Source organism: Angelakisella massiliensis, assembly GCF_900104675.1.
GTDB classification, from domain to species: Bacteria; Bacillota; Clostridia; order Oscillospirales; family Ruminococcaceae; genus Angelakisella; species Angelakisella massiliensis.
Genome location: NZ_LT629945.1, coordinates 2,150,333 through 2,163,321 on the forward strand (window position 1 = coordinate 2,150,333; position 12,989 = coordinate 2,163,321).

Genomic DNA, 12,989 nt, shown 5'->3' on the forward strand with positions numbered 1-12,989 from the left:
CCTCCTTAAATCTGAGCGCCCAGGCCCCGGAGCTCCGTGGCGAAAGCGCCATACTGCTCCGGCTTGAGCTGGGTGACGGCCTGCACGCCATAGCGGCCCAGGAGCTCCAAAAGCTGCTGCATCTTCCCGGCGTCAACCAGGGAGGCACCGGCCCGGGAGATTTGGTCCAGGGTATAGGTGGGGGCTCCCGCAACAGGCACAGCGGGGGCGGGGGTGTTACCAGGGGCGGCAGATGTCGGGCCAGCAGTCGGCGCATTGGTCACAGGCGTGGGAGAGGGGCTGGGGGCCACCACAGGAGCCGCCATAGTGGGCGCAGGTCCCGGGGTAGGGTTTACCGGCGCAGGGCTCACAGGAGCCGCCACGGGGGGCACAGGAGCCACAGGGGCGGGCGTAGTGGGATAGGCGGAAACCGGCAACGGCTCATCCGGGATGAGCAGCGCCGGGTCCGGGCCGGAGGCGATGGCCTCAGCCAGTTTCAAGATAGAGGCGGCCAGATCGGGAGCCTCAACGGTGATTTTCATTTCCATCATGGATGTCATCCTCCTTTGCGTTTTCTTGGCAGTCACATTTCTCTCCGGGGTCCAGGTTGGCCCCACAATAGGGGCAGGTCCAGTAATACGGCATGGCTCAGTCCTCCAAAATGCTTGTCCAGTAGTCAAAGCGGTCCATGACCTTGATGGAGTGCTCCGTGTGGTATGTACCAGAGGCCCACAGCTTTTGAGCGCCGGAGGGGCCGCAGTTGTAGGCCATGATGGCCATTTCCGGGTCCCCGTAGGCGGTGAGGTAGTCGGAGAGGAACAGGACACCGGCCTCAATGTTTCCGGCTGGTGTCATGGGGTCAATCCCTTGCTCCAGGAGCCACCCATGATTGACCTTGTTGATTTGCATGAGGCCATAGTCATTGGTGCTGCTGGCGGCATCCGGGTCAAAGCGGCTTTCCACATCGGCCACGGCCAGCGCCAGAGCGTATGGGACGCCGTACTCCTCACAACAGGCCTGCATGGTCACCTGGAGGTCATAGTCCAGGAGGTTGCCGTCTGTCACTATGTCATCCCGCCAGAGGACCTCCTCCGTGGAGGGGGTCACGCTTGGCTCATCGGCGGGCTCCGGCGTGCTGGTGCTTTCCAGGACCGGCTCCGGGAGAGTGGGGACCGCTTTGTCAGCGGCCCTCACCCCCACGCAATAACCAGCGGTGAAAATGGCGGCGCACACCAGCGCCAGGATGATGACCGGGCCATAGTTGCGGCGGTGTTTCCGCCTGGCAGCTCCCCGGGTGGTTTCATGGGTGGCCATGGAGCTCACCCCTTAGCTGTTGATGCGGCGGAAAAGCTCCTCCGCCAGCTCACGGATGCTGTACTGTTCCAGGGGGTTGGTGTCCTCAACCTCCACGGTGAGGGAGGAGGGAATGAGGAAAGCGGGGCGGGACCCGACGGAGAGGTTGCAGCGGCTGTAGTTGATACTGCCATTGGAGTGCAGGCCCATGACCCAGGTTTCATCCTCATTGACCTTGGGGGTGCTCCAGGGGGTGACGGACCACTCAAAGCGCTCCGGCAGGGGCAGGATGTCATGGTACTTGCGGAGCTCATCCAGGGTGAGCGGGGCCACCTTGCACTCACAGGTGCCGTACTCTTTGGAGCCGTTGAGAGCGGTGAGGTCCACGGTGCGGGTGATGATCTCATCTGGGTTGCCGTCCGTGAGGCTCCGCAGGTAGGGACCATTGAGGTGGGCCCGCAGAGAGCTGGCGGCAAAGTTGTTGGTGCTGCCAAAGGCGTGGGTCATCTGGTCCAGGTGCAGCATGAGGGTGCCGTCCTTGCGGTGCTCCAGCACCAGGCAGGGCTCCCCGTGATAGTCCACGGTCTTGCCGGTGGCGATGTTCAAAACAGGGGTTTTCATTGGTATGTCCTCCTTATTGTTCGGTTTCGTCCTCGTCATCGTCCCCGGAAATGTCAATGAGGCTTTCCGCCTGGACGATGATTTCAGAAACAATCTGGCGGATGGGCAATCCGGTCTTAAAGCGGAGCCGCCTGACAACTTTCTCCGCCTCCGGGGTGAGCCGGACGGTGCCGATGCACTCATCGGTGCTGGCCCGTGTCCTCAAAATAATGGGTTTCATGGTGTGCCTCCTTTGATTTTGTGAAAAGCGGGTGCATCTCTTAGCGGCTCTGCTTTCCCCGCCGCTCAAGTTCCTGCTGCATCCTGAGCTGGGCAAGGGAGGCGTCATATTGCAATCGTTGGTCAGGGAGGCGGTCCCCGGAGCGGCCCCGGCGCAGTTCCGTGTAGAGAGTGGACAGGGGGACCTCCAGGGCGGTGGACATGTCCTCGACCGCCATGCCTTGCTCCCAGAGCTCCTGGAGCTTTTGCCGGGCCTGGAGAGTGGCGAAAGCGTAGCTTGCCATGATTTCACCTCTTTTCTGGCATAAAAAAATTAGCTTGCGGGGTGCCATGTATTTCTACATGGTCCCTGCAAACTAATCTTAGTGGTTGCCGTTTGGGAATATCTCTGGAAAAATGCTTGACAGAGAGAAAGAATCTGTTGTATAATAATCGTTGTTACATCAGGTTTTGCCTGATAGGTATCGTCCTGTTCACAGGTTGATATAACTCCTGCCGTGCGGCGTGGGGAGGGATAGATCAATGGCAGAAATCAGAATCAAAGAGCATGAGTCTCTGGACAGCGCCCTGCGCCGTTTTAAGAGATCCTGTGCTAAATCCGGTGTTTTGGCCGAGGTTCGCAAGAGAGAGCACTATGAGAAGCCTTCTGTAAAGCGCAAGAAGAAGTCGGAGGCTGCTCGTAAGCGCAAGTTCAAATAATTTGCGGAACAAAGCAGGTTGAAGCGGGCGCTGTATGGCGTCCGCTTTTTCTTGTCCGGAAAAGTACGCCTCAAAAAGGAGAGGAAACGGTGTCGGTATTTTTTCCCCATGCGGACTTTAAGCGGATCTATCAGATCCCCACGGAGTTTTTCCAGCAGCGGGGTCTTACAGTGGCCCTTCTGGATGTGGACAACACCCTCACCACCCATGACAATCCCACCCCCCACAAAGAGGTTCTGGGATGGTTGGAGCGGCAGCGAAACAGCGGTTTACGGCTGATGATCCTGTCCAATAACACCGAAGAGCGGGTGGCTCCCTTTGCGGAGGGACTGGGGCTGGAGTATATCGCGGACGCCCATAAACCTTTGGGAGGTCCTCTGCGGCAGGCTTTGGGCAAGCTGGGAGTCCGCCCGGAAGAAACAGCGGTCATTGGGGACCAGATTTTTACCGATATTCTTTGCGCCCGGCTGGCAGGATGTACCGCTGTGCTGGTGGAGCCTATGGAGCCGGAACCCATGGCCTTTTTCCGGGTCAAACGGACACTGGAGCGGCCTATTCTGCGGGCATACCGCAAAAGAAAGGGGAGAGGATAATGGTATGGTTTGGTCCGGCGGGAACAGCGGACAGCTTTGCCGCCATGGGGTATAAAAAGACCATCCAGCTGCCGGAGTACCTGGAGCGGATGGGAGTAAACGCCTTTGAATACCAATGCGGCAGGGGAGTACGGGTCAATCCCGACACGGCGGCGGCGCTGAAAGCGGGTTTTGCCGCCAAAGGTTTGCGTATGTCCCTCCACGCACCTTATTACATCTCCCTTTCCAGTGTGGAGGAGGAGAAACGGGACGGAAGTATCCGCTATATCCTGGAGTCCGCGGCAGCAGCCAAGCTGTTGGGGGCGGACCGGGTGGTGGTTCATTCCGGCAGCTGCTCCAAGATCACCAGGCAGCAGGCTTTGGAGCTGGCCAAGGACACCATGTCCCGGGCGCTGAAGGCTCTGGATGAGGCACAGCTGGGGGATATCACCCTTTGTCCCGAGACGATGGGCAAGATCAATCAGCTGGGGACCCTGGAGGAAGTGCTGGAGCTGTGTACCCTGGATGAGCGGCTGGTTCCCTGTATTGACTGGGGACACCTAAACGCCCGTACCCTGGGTGGAATGCGGACAAAAGAGGATTTTGCCGCCGCGTTTCGTCTGATGGCGGACCGGCTGGGCTTGGAGCGGACCCGCCGCTTTCATTCCCATTTTTCCAAGATCGAGTATACGGAAAAGGGTGGGGAAAAGCGCCACCTGACCTTTGAGGATGCGCTCTATGGCCCGGAGTTTGAGCCTTTGGCGGAGCAGATCCTTCATTATGACTGTGAACCTGTCATCATTTGTGAGTCTGCGGGGACACAGACGGAGGATGCCGCCCGGATGCAGGCGATTTATCTGGAAATGAAGCAGCACCTTCCGGGATAAAACCGGCGGGCTGCGGGGGATATTATGTAAAATCTGTCTCCGGATGGAGGAAAAAATAACTGGGAGTCTCGAAAAGACTTGCAAAGCAGTAGCGTGTTATGTTAAAATCATATTCATAAAGAAAGACAAAAAGGTTATAAATGGAAAGAACGGCGTCATCCGGTCCCACCGGGTCCGGGGAGGCTGTTCCTGCGTTTGTGGCCCAAGTTAAATTTGGAGGTACTTGTATGATTTCTGCTGGCGATTTCAGAAACGGCGTCACCTTTGACATGGACGGCAACGTCTTTCAGATCATTGAATTTCAGCATGTAAAACCCGGTAAGGGCGCCGCTTTCGTCCGCACCAAGATCAAGAATGTTATCACCGGCGCTGTGGTTGAAAAGACCTTCAGCCCCACCGAAAAGTTCCCCACCGCTTACATTGAGCGTAAGGATATGCAGTATCTGTACCAGGATGGCGATCTGTACTACTTTATGGACAACGAGACCTATGAGAATCTGCCCATCAGCAAGAACATCCTCAGCGACAACTTCAAGTTTGTCAAAGAGAATACTGATGTAAAGATCCTTTCCTACAAGGGTACTGTTTTTGGCGTGGAGCCGCCCTATTTCATCGAGCTGGTGGTCACCAAGACTGACCCCGGTTTCGCCGGCAACACTGCCACCAACGCAACCAAGCCCGCCGTTCTGGAGACCGGCGCGGAGATCAAGGTGCCCCTGTTTGTCAATGAGGGCGAGACCATCCGTGTGGACACCCGGACTGGTGAATATATGGAGCGGGTATAAACCCAACCCACTTTTTAATGGAGGTATCCATCATGATGACCATTACTGAAAAAGTCGCGTATCTGAAGGGTCTGGCCGACGGCCTGAAGCTGGACGACGCTACCACTGAGGGAAAGATCCTCAAAAATGTCATTGATGTTCTGGAGGACATGGCGCTGACTGTCAGCGACCTGGAGGACACCATGGGCGAAATGGCCCAGCAGGTGGACGAAATCGATGACGACCTGGCCGCGGTAGAGGATGATCTTTACGGCGACGAGGACGAGTGTGATGACGAGGACCTGGACGGCGAGATCTACGAGGTTGAATGCCCCAGCTGCGGCGAAACAGTTTGTATCGACGAGGATCTGCTGGAAGAGGGCGCTGTGAATTGCCCCAATTGCGGCGAACTGTTGGAGTTCGATCTGGACGACTGTGAGTGCTGCGACGACGAGTGCGGCTGCCACGACCACAAGGAAGACTGACAGCCGGCGCAGATCTGTTTTATAGCAAGGAATGCTGGCGAAGGAGTTAATTCTTCGCCAGTTGTTCTGTGTCTTTTTTCCGGAAAGCAGGGGAGAGCGGGGATTTCCGCTCCCTTTTTACGGAAAAGTCAGAAGCCGGTCTCCGCAGACAGTTTGCAATTTTTTTAGGAGTGTTTCCATGACCCAATCAAAACGCAGTGGTGGGCTCGCCAGACGGGTGGCCTTTACAGGGATGCTTTTTGCCGTCGCATTGGTACTGAGCATCTTTGAGTCGATGCTGCCGGTACTGCCCATGCTGCCCCCTGGGGTCAAGCTGGGGCTATCCAATATTGTTACCATGTATGCCCTGTTCACGCTGGGGGTCCGGGAGGGCCTTACGATTGCCGTGCTCAAGGCGTTTTCCGTCTTTCTCCTGAGGGGATTTGTGGCCTCGGCCCTGAGCCTTTCGGGGGGACTGACATCGGTGTGTGTCATGCTCCTGCTGTCGCTGCTGCCGGAGATTTCAAAAAATTATCTCATCCTAAGCATTTTCGGCGCAATTGGACATAATGTCGGCCAGTTGATCCTTTCCCGGTACCTGTTGGGAACAACAACGATTTTTTATCTTTTGCCCCTGCTGGTGCTTTCCGGGATCGGCATGGGGATCGTAACCGGCATCGTGTTAAAAGCCGTTATGCCATATATCAATCGGCTCAATCTGAAATGAGATTTTGGAGGGATGTGCAAGTGCCATCAGAATTCAGCAAAGCTCTTAATGGTGTGAAGGTGAAGCATTGCAAGAATACCTCTGCCAGCGAGTCTGTGAGAATGCCGGTGCCGGATCGGGTTGTCATTCCCATGATCCAGCATATGGGCGCTCCATGTACGCCGCTTGTGAAGGTGAAGGATACTGTGACTGTCGGTCAGCGGATCGGCGACAGTGATGCTTTTATGTCTTCCCCGATCTTCTCCAGCGTATCCGGTACTGTGGCCGAGATCTCTGATTTCGTCACCTCTTCCGGCGCCAAGTGCAAGGCGGTTGTGATCGCTGCCGACAAGGAGCAGACCGTTTGCCCTGATCTTCAGCCTCCTGTGGTCAACAGCCACGCGGATCTGATCAAGGCGGTACGGGACTGCGGACTGGTTGGACTGGGCGGAGCGGGCTTTCCCACTCACATCAAGCTTAATCCCAAGAACCTCAGTGAAGTCAAGACCCTGGTAGTCAACGGTGCGGAATGCGAGCCCTACCTCACCTGCGACCTGCGTCTGATGCTGGAACAGACCGATAAGCTGGTCAAAGGCATCGAGATCGTCAAGAAGTACCTGGAGCTGGACGAGGCGATCATCGCCATTGAGGACAACAAGCCCGAGGCTATCGCCAAGCTGACCGAAGCTACTGCATCCATGGATGGGGTATCGGTCAAGACCCTTCGTTCCAAGTACCCCCAGGGCGCCGAGAAGGTGATCATCTTTGAGTGCACCGGCAAGGTGGTTCCGGAAGGAAAGCTCCCTGCCGATGTGGGCGTTATTGTGGACAATGTTGCTACTTTGACCAAAATCGCCGATTATCTCGAAACCGGTATGCCGCTGGTGGAGAAGCTGATTACCGTAGATGGCAGCGCCATTGCGGAGCCCAAGAACGTCATTGCTCCTCTGGGCGCCTCTTATAAGGATATCATCGCCTTCTGCGGCGGCTATAAGACCGAGCCCAGAAAGATCATTATGGGCGGTCCCATGATGGGTATCGTGGTCACCAGCGATGACGCTCCGCTGCTGAAAAACAACAATGGTATTTTGGCGTTTGATGAGAAAGACAGCGTACAGGAGCCTGAGACCGCCTGCATCCGCTGCGGCAGATGTATGCGGGCATGCCCCTTCAACCTTGCTCCCGCCCAGCTGGATAAAGCCTATCGCTCCGGCAATGTGGACAAGCTTCGTGCACTGAAAGTGAATCTGTGCATGGAGTGCGGCTGCTGTGCCTATGTCTGCCCTGCAAAGAGAGATCTGGTTATGAGTAACCGTCTGGGCAAACAGCTGCTCCGTGAGCAAAGTAATTAAGGGGGTGTGATCTTTGGAGAACAAGCTGATCGTAACGCCCTCTCCTCATGTAAAGGATGGGGTGTCCACCAGTTCCATTATGATGAATGTGGCGGCGGCCATGGTCCCGGCGGCAATTGCCGCGACGCTGATTTTCGGCGTTCGGGCGCTGGTGCTGGTCCTGGTTTCCGTTGCTTTTTCCGTGTTCTTTGAGTATATCTATCGTAAGCTGATGCATCTGGACTGCACCATCTCCGACTGGAGTGCTGTGGTCACCGGTATGCTCATCGCTTTCAATGTGCCTTCCACTCTTCCGGTGTGGATGGTGATCCTGGCGGATGCTATGGCGATCATTGTTGTCAAGCAGCTTTTCGGCGGTATTGGCGACAACTTTGTAAACCCTGCCATCGCAGCCCGTATTTTCCTGCTGATTTCATTTTCCGGCCGGATGACCACTTGGGCTGATCCCATCAATTTTGTTGGAGGCCCGGTGGATGCTGTTTCCGGCGCTACTCCTCTGGCAATTTTGACTGCGGCTGACGCCAAGGTCTCCGATGCTCCTGACATGATCAATATGCTGCTGGGTATCCGCGGTGGTTCTCTGGGTGAAACCTGCGCCATTGCGCTGCTGGTGGGCGGCATCTATCTGATCTGGAAGAAAGTCATCACCGCTACCATTCCTGTTACTGTGTTGGTGACAGTGTTCGTCATGTCTCTGGTGACAGGCCTGAATCCCTGGTATATGCTGGTTTCCGGCGGTACCATGCTGGGTGCGTTCTTTATGGCCACAGACTATGTCACTTCTCCTGTCCGGGAGCCCGGCAAGGTGATCTATGGTATCGGCATCGGCGTTATTACTGTGCTGATCCGCGCCTATGGTACTTATCCGGAGGGTATGTCCTTTGCTATCATGCTGATGAACATCGTAACCCCGCATATCGACGGAGCGATTAAAAAGATGCCATTCGGAGGTGTTTCTAAATGAAATTTGTGAAGGAATTTGTGGTACCCGCTGCGGTATTGACCGGCATTTGCGTGGTAATTTCCGGGGCGCTGGTACTGACTTACAATACGACTGAACCCATCATTGAGGCTGCCAAGGCTGCGGAGGCTGACGCTGCCCGGATCGAGGTTCTGGCCGATGCCGACAAGTTTGAGAAGGTAGAGACCACTGTTGAGGGTGTTGTGGACGCATACAAGGCTGTCAACGGCGCCGGTTATGTTATCACTGCCGAGGCCAAGGGCTACGGCGGCCCCATGCAGGTCATGGTAGGTATCAAGTCTGATGGTACCATTGATTCTGTCAAGCTGATGAGCAACAGCGAGACTGCCGGCTTGGGCACCAAGACCGGTGAGCCCGCCTATACCGATCAGTACAAGGGTAAGGATTCCACCCTGGATGGCGTTGAGGCTGTTTCCGGCGCTACCATTTCTTCCACCGCTTTCAAGACCAACGTCCAGAATGCTTTCAAGGCTTATGGCGAGCTGGCCGGCGTGGAAGTGAGCACCGGCGATACCACTACCCCCGAGCAGGCAATCTTCCCCAACGTGGAGAACTTTGAGGAGATCACCCTGGACGGCGCTGTCAAGGCCATGAAGGCCGGCGATGAGGGCTATCTCATTGTCACCGAGGCTCAGGGCTATATGGGCGCTCCCACCAAGATGCAGGTCTATACCGGAATTGGTCTGGATGGCAAGATCGTAGGCGTTGCGCTGGGCGAGAACAGTGAGACTGCCGGCCTGGGCACTCAGACTGGTGAGGCTGCTTACACCGATCAGTATAAGGGCAAGGACAGCACCGACGGCATCACCGCTGTTTCCGGCGCTACCCAGTCTTCCGACGGTTTCAAGAAGGCTGTTGACCAGGCGCTGCAGCTGGCTGCCGGACTGGTTTCTTCCGCTCCTGCTGAGGAAACCTCCTCTGAAGCCTCTGAGGCTCCTGCCGCCAGCGGTACCGAGGTGACCCTGGAGGGTACTGAGAAGGCCATTGCTTACGAGGATGGCAGCATGGAGATCACCACCACCGGTAAGGGTTACATGGGCGATGTGATCGTTACTGTGACCATCGGTGCTGATGGCAAGATCACCGCCATGAGTGTCAATGCTGATGTAGAGACCAAGGGCGTTGGTACCAAGACCAGCGAAGCTGCTTATACCGACACTTGGGTAGGCAAGGGCGCGGGTGAAACTCCTGACGCTGTTTCCGGCGCCACCGTTTCCTCCAATGCTGTCAACGAAGCGGTTCAGAAAGCCTTTACTGCCTTTAATGCTTCGAAAGGAGCGTAAGAGCAATGAGCAATAAGAACAACAAGCTGAAGATTTTACTCAACGGCATCATCAAAGAGAACCCGGTGCTGGTGCTGGTGCTGGGTACCTGCCCCACACTGGCTACTTCCACCTCTGTTCTCAATGGTGTCGGCATGGGTATTGCGGCCACCTTCGTGCTGGTCTGCTCCAATATCGTTATTTCCGCGCTGAAAAAGATCATTCCTGACAAGGTGCGTATCCCTTGCTACATCGTGCTGATCGCCGGCTTTGTTACCGTAGTGCAGCTGCTGATGCAGGCTTTCACCAAGAGCCTTTATGATACGCTGGGTATCTTCATCCCCCTGATCGTGGTTAACTGCATCATTCTGGGCCGTGCCGAGATGTTCGCCAACAAGAACTCCGTTGTGGATTCCGCTCTGGACGGCATCGGCATGGGCATCGGATTTACTCTGGCCCTGGCTGCCATGGGTACCATCCGTGAGATCTTTGGTGCCGGTACCTGGTGCGGCATCCAGATCCTGCCTGCTGCCATTGATCCCGTATCCATTATGACAATGGCTCCCGGCGGCTTCTTTGCCTTCGGCTGCATTATCGCACTGGTCAACAAGCTCACTAAGGGTAAGGCTATTAAGAAGAAATCCTTCTCCTGCGAAGGCTGCCCTTCCGCTGCTGCCTGCCATGGTGCTCAGAAAGAGGGGTGCTGATCTATGGTAAAAGAACTGATTGTTATTCTTTTTAGCGCCATCTTGGTCAACAACTTCGTTCTGGCCAAGTTTATGGGTATTTGTCCCTTCCTGGGTGTTTCCAAGAAGCTGGATTCCGCAGTGGGCATGAGCATTGCCGTTACATTTGTTATGCTGATGGCTACTGCCGCTACCTGGCCCATCTACAGCTATATTCTGGCTCCCAATGGTATGGACTATATGCAGACTGTGGTATTCATTCTGGTTATCGCCGCGCTGGTACAGCTGGTGGAGATGATCCTGAAGAAATATGTCCCTGTTCTGCATGCTGCCTTGGGTATTTATCTGCCCCTGATCACCACCAACTGCGCAGTGCTGGGTGTTACCGTGCTGAACATCTCTGAGGAGTACAACTTTGCGGAATCCATGGTCAACTCCCTGGGCGCCGGTATCGGCTTCCTGCTGGCTATGGTGCTGTTCTGCGGCGTTCGGATGCGTATTGAGGGCTCCAAGATTTCTGAGAACTTCAAGGGTATTCCCATCACTCTGGTTGCTGCCTCCATCGTCTCCATGTCCTTTATGGGATTTGGCGGCCTGATCGAGAACATGATTAAGTAAAGGGGGAAGCAATGTAATGTTGGCTGTTGTAACCGTATCTGTAATCGGTTTGATTCTGGGCGTGATTCTGGTCATCGCCGCTAAGCTGATGGCTGTTCCCGTCAATCAGACCGCAGAAGATGTTCGCGCTGTTCTGCCCGGTGCCAACTGCGGCGCCTGCGGCTTTGCCGGCTGCGATGATTACGCCAAAAAGCTGGCGGAGGACCCCAACGCCAAAACCAATCTGTGTATCCCCGGCGGTGAGCCTGTTGCCCGTCAGATCAGTGAGATCCTGGGCGTGGAGTTTGCCGGAGTACAGGATGTAAAGGCTTTTGTCAAGTGCGCCGCTACCTTTGATACCGCGGAGTACAAGATGGACTATCAGGGTCCCAAAACCTGCAAAGCCTGCAGCACCTTCTATAAGGGCCGCAGAGGCTGCACCTATGGCTGCCTGGGCTTTGGAGACTGCGTCAATGTCTGCAAATTTGGCGCTCTTTCCATTGAGAATGGCCTGGCCGTAGTGGACCGTGACCTTTGCACCGGCTGCGGCGCTTGCGCCAAAGCTTGTCCTCAGCTGCTCATTGCGCTGGTGAAGTCTGACAGCCTGGTTCGGGTTTGCTGCTCTTCCCACGACAAGGGCGCTCAGGTGAGAAAGGTTTGTACTGCTGGCTGCATCGGCTGCATGAAGTGTCAGAAGACCTGTGAGTTTGGAGCCATTACTGTCAAGGACAATCTGGCCTCCATCGATCCGGACAAGTGCACCAACTGCGGCAAGTGTGCCGAAGCCTGTCCCACCAAAGTCATTCATATTGCGGGTAATGGTACCTGCAGTGGATGTGCTTCCGCACAGTAAAGAAATCCAAGGTTTTCCATGCCAAAAAACGCGCTCTGATGTTTATCATCGGGGCGCGTTTTCTTATGGAATCATTCCGTCTGCATCTCCAAAAAACAAACCGGAGCTTCCTGACATTTGGTTGGGAGCTCCGGTTTTTACTTATTACTGTTGTTTGTTAAAATGAACCAGCTGACTGAAAGGGAAGGATAGGACCATTTCAGGCGATGGTCTTTTTTAAGGAATGGTCAATAATGTCGTTCTCAATGAGAAGCAGCCGGGAACACATTTCCTTGGAAGATAAGATATCCCTGGAAACAGCGGCTTCATCTACCAGCAGCTTCAGCCACTGGATGCAGATCTCCAGCATAGAGGAGGCTTGTTCCATTGTGGGCAATGTTCCCCTTGCAACTTTGGGCGGCTTTGTGGTGAGATTGTGACCTCTGGCGATGATATCAGGGGCGGCGCCATCAAACATATGCCACAAATGATCGGCGGCCTTTTGACTGATGTGAAACTCTCCGGAGGGGAGTGTTTTAATTTGGGACATTTTTTTCTGTACCAATTCCATATAGGAGGAGATACAAAGTTGTTCATGGAAAAAAGAAAAAATATTTTGTTGCGCCATGGGGATCCCTTCCTTTCACTACTATCTTAACATATTTTAAGATAAAAGACTGTATCAATCTGAGAGAAAATTTTTGGTCAATAGTGCAAAATATGAGTTCTGTTTCACAATTTTTCCAGCAGTCACCCTTGATACACAGACAAATAAATAATGGCTGAAAACGTCCGGGAACTGAAACCAACCTAACAGCCTGGAGGAGCTCTCCTTTTTGGGTGGCAGCTTTGAAAGATAGCAGAGCGAACGACGCAGGATGCAAAAGTGCAAAGGATGGATCGTGTTAAAAATGGACAGCGTGAAGAAAAGTCTGTCACGCTGTCCATTTTCCAGAAAATTATTCCCCGGCAAAGGGAATTTATCCTTTGAAGAGAAAAACTGTACCTGTTTGAGAAATATTTGCTTCTATGAATAACAGGGAGAGAGGAAAGTCCGGTACAGAAATAGCCAAT

At 54.6% G+C, this 12,989-nt stretch carries 18 protein-coding genes; 12 read left to right on the top strand and 6 right to left on the bottom strand.

Annotated features, from left to right (window positions below):
• Positions 1-5: 5 nt before the first annotated feature.
• The 5 genes from BQ5383_RS21215 to BQ5383_RS15545 form a co-directional block, all read right to left on the bottom strand.
• Positions 6-530: a hypothetical protein gene (locus BQ5383_RS21215; RefSeq protein WP_071433476.1), complete on the bottom strand. Its 525-nt coding sequence runs from the start codon at positions 528-530 to the stop codon at positions 6-8.
• 97 nt (positions 531-627) lie between these two features.
• Positions 628-1,293, bottom strand: coding sequence for a lytic transglycosylase domain-containing protein (locus BQ5383_RS15530; RefSeq protein WP_071433478.1), 666 nt, complete (start codon positions 1,291-1,293; stop codon positions 628-630).
• Positions 1,294-1,305: 12 nt separating this feature from the next.
• Entirely contained in the window at positions 1,306-1,893 is a 588-nt protein-coding gene (locus BQ5383_RS15535; protein ID WP_071433480.1) for a hypothetical protein, read from the bottom strand.
• Positions 1,894-1,906: 13 nt separating this feature from the next.
• Positions 1,907-2,113: a hypothetical protein gene (locus BQ5383_RS15540; RefSeq protein ID WP_071433482.1), complete on the bottom strand. Its 207-nt coding sequence runs from the start codon at positions 2,111-2,113 to the stop codon at positions 1,907-1,909.
• A gap of 40 nt (positions 2,114-2,153) precedes the next feature.
• A complete protein-coding gene (locus tag BQ5383_RS15545) occupies positions 2,154-2,396 on the bottom strand; it encodes a hypothetical protein (protein WP_071433484.1) in 243 nt (80 codons plus the stop codon).
• Between the two features lie 238 nt (positions 2,397-2,634).
• Here BQ5383_RS15545 and rpsU point away from each other — a divergent pair, with 238 nt between their 5' ends.
• From rpsU to BQ5383_RS15605, 12 genes are all read left to right on the top strand, one after another.
• Complete coding sequence (gene rpsU, locus BQ5383_RS15550; RefSeq protein ID WP_071433486.1) at positions 2,635-2,811, top strand: 30S ribosomal protein S21; 177 nt, start codon at positions 2,635-2,637, stop codon at positions 2,809-2,811.
• Positions 2,812-2,900: 89 nt separating this feature from the next.
• Positions 2,901-3,404 carry a YqeG family HAD IIIA-type phosphatase gene (locus BQ5383_RS15555; protein WP_071433488.1) on the top strand — a complete coding sequence of 168 codons (504 nt, stop codon included), beginning with the start codon at positions 2,901-2,903 and terminating at the stop codon, positions 3,402-3,404.
• Entirely contained in the window at positions 3,404-4,270 is an 867-nt protein-coding gene (locus tag BQ5383_RS15560; protein WP_071433490.1) for a TIM barrel protein, read from the top strand. Before BQ5383_RS15555 ends, BQ5383_RS15560 begins: the two co-directional genes overlap by 1 nt.
• 227 nt (positions 4,271-4,497) lie before the next feature.
• A complete protein-coding gene (gene efp, locus BQ5383_RS15565; RefSeq protein WP_071433492.1) occupies positions 4,498-5,055 on the top strand; it encodes an elongation factor P in 558 nt (185 codons plus the stop codon).
• A gap of 32 nt (positions 5,056-5,087) precedes the next feature.
• Positions 5,088-5,519, top strand: coding sequence for a CD1247 N-terminal domain-containing protein (locus BQ5383_RS15570; RefSeq protein WP_338061423.1), 432 nt, complete (start codon positions 5,088-5,090; stop codon positions 5,517-5,519).
• A 178-nt stretch (positions 5,520-5,697) separates the two neighbouring features.
• Positions 5,698-6,225: a Gx transporter family protein gene (locus BQ5383_RS15575; RefSeq protein ID WP_071433494.1), complete on the top strand. Its 528-nt coding sequence runs from the start codon at positions 5,698-5,700 to the stop codon at positions 6,223-6,225.
• 20 nt (positions 6,226-6,245) lie between these two features.
• Positions 6,246-7,556: an electron transport complex subunit RsxC gene (gene rsxC / locus BQ5383_RS15580; protein WP_235821999.1), complete on the top strand. Its 1,311-nt coding sequence runs from the start codon at positions 6,246-6,248 to the stop codon at positions 7,554-7,556.
• 13 nt (positions 7,557-7,569) lie between these two features.
• Positions 7,570-8,520 (top strand): RnfABCDGE type electron transport complex subunit D, encoded by a 951-nt coding sequence (locus BQ5383_RS15585; RefSeq protein WP_071433498.1) that lies wholly within the window; start codon positions 7,570-7,572, stop codon positions 8,518-8,520.
• Positions 8,517-9,821 carry an FMN-binding protein gene (locus tag BQ5383_RS15590; RefSeq protein WP_071433500.1) on the top strand — a complete coding sequence of 435 codons (1,305 nt, stop codon included), beginning with the start codon at positions 8,517-8,519 and terminating at the stop codon, positions 9,819-9,821. Before BQ5383_RS15585 ends, BQ5383_RS15590 begins: the two co-directional genes overlap by 4 nt.
• A 5-nt stretch (positions 9,822-9,826) precedes the next feature.
• The gene (gene rsxE / locus BQ5383_RS15595; protein WP_071433502.1) at positions 9,827-10,507 is read left to right on the top strand and encodes an electron transport complex subunit RsxE; all 681 of its coding nucleotides are present in this window, start codon (positions 9,827-9,829) and stop codon (positions 10,505-10,507) included.
• A 3-nt stretch (positions 10,508-10,510) separates the two neighbouring features.
• Positions 10,511-11,104, top strand: coding sequence for an electron transport complex protein RnfA (locus tag BQ5383_RS15600; protein WP_071433504.1), 594 nt, complete (start codon positions 10,511-10,513; stop codon positions 11,102-11,104).
• A gap of 16 nt (positions 11,105-11,120) precedes the next feature.
• On the top strand, positions 11,121-11,936 hold the full coding sequence (locus BQ5383_RS15605) for an RnfABCDGE type electron transport complex subunit B (protein WP_071433506.1): 816 nt from the start codon (positions 11,121-11,123) through the stop codon (positions 11,934-11,936).
• A 199-nt stretch (positions 11,937-12,135) separates the two neighbouring features.
• On the opposite strand, the gene BQ5383_RS15615 is transcribed toward BQ5383_RS15605, so the two are convergent.
• Positions 12,136-12,543 carry a hypothetical protein gene (locus tag BQ5383_RS15615; protein ID WP_071433510.1) on the bottom strand — a complete coding sequence of 136 codons (408 nt, stop codon included), beginning with the start codon at positions 12,541-12,543 and terminating at the stop codon, positions 12,136-12,138.
• Between the last annotated feature and the right edge of the window lie 446 nt (positions 12,544-12,989).

What these genes read in the sequence shown, in the direction of transcription:
- BQ5383_RS15615 (WP_071433510.1), bottom strand. Translation starts at nt 12,543, where the DNA reads ATGGCGCAACAAAATATTTTTTCTTTTTTCCATGAACAACTTTGTATC.
- BQ5383_RS15570 (WP_338061423.1), top strand. Translation starts at nt 5,088, where the DNA reads ATGATGACCATTACTGAAAAAGTCGCGTATCTGAAGGGTCTGGCCGAC.
- BQ5383_RS15575 (WP_071433494.1), top strand. Translation starts at nt 5,698, where the DNA reads ATGACCCAATCAAAACGCAGTGGTGGGCTCGCCAGACGGGTGGCCTTT.
- BQ5383_RS15560 (WP_071433490.1), top strand. Translation starts at nt 3,404, where the DNA reads ATGGTATGGTTTGGTCCGGCGGGAACAGCGGACAGCTTTGCCGCCATG.
- BQ5383_RS15605 (WP_071433506.1), top strand. Translation starts at nt 11,121, where the DNA reads ATGTTGGCTGTTGTAACCGTATCTGTAATCGGTTTGATTCTGGGCGTG.
- BQ5383_RS15535 (WP_071433480.1), bottom strand. Translation starts at nt 1,893, where the DNA reads ATGAAAACCCCTGTTTTGAACATCGCCACCGGCAAGACCGTGGACTAT.
- BQ5383_RS15600 (WP_071433504.1), top strand. Translation starts at nt 10,511, where the DNA reads ATGGTAAAAGAACTGATTGTTATTCTTTTTAGCGCCATCTTGGTCAAC.
- BQ5383_RS15590 (WP_071433500.1), top strand. Translation starts at nt 8,517, where the DNA reads ATGAAATTTGTGAAGGAATTTGTGGTACCCGCTGCGGTATTGACCGGC.
- rpsU (WP_071433486.1), top strand. Translation starts at nt 2,635, where the DNA reads ATGGCAGAAATCAGAATCAAAGAGCATGAGTCTCTGGACAGCGCCCTG.
- rsxE (WP_071433502.1), top strand. Translation starts at nt 9,827, where the DNA reads ATGAGCAATAAGAACAACAAGCTGAAGATTTTACTCAACGGCATCATC.
- BQ5383_RS15545 (WP_071433484.1), bottom strand. Translation starts at nt 2,396, where the DNA reads ATGGCAAGCTACGCTTTCGCCACTCTCCAGGCCCGGCAAAAGCTCCAG.
- efp (WP_071433492.1), top strand. Translation starts at nt 4,498, where the DNA reads ATGATTTCTGCTGGCGATTTCAGAAACGGCGTCACCTTTGACATGGAC.
- BQ5383_RS15530 (WP_071433478.1), bottom strand. Translation starts at nt 1,293, where the DNA reads ATGGCCACCCATGAAACCACCCGGGGAGCTGCCAGGCGGAAACACCGC.
- BQ5383_RS21215 (WP_071433476.1), bottom strand. Translation starts at nt 530, where the DNA reads ATGATGGAAATGAAAATCACCGTTGAGGCTCCCGATCTGGCCGCCTCT.
- BQ5383_RS15540 (WP_071433482.1), bottom strand. Translation starts at nt 2,113, where the DNA reads ATGAAACCCATTATTTTGAGGACACGGGCCAGCACCGATGAGTGCATC.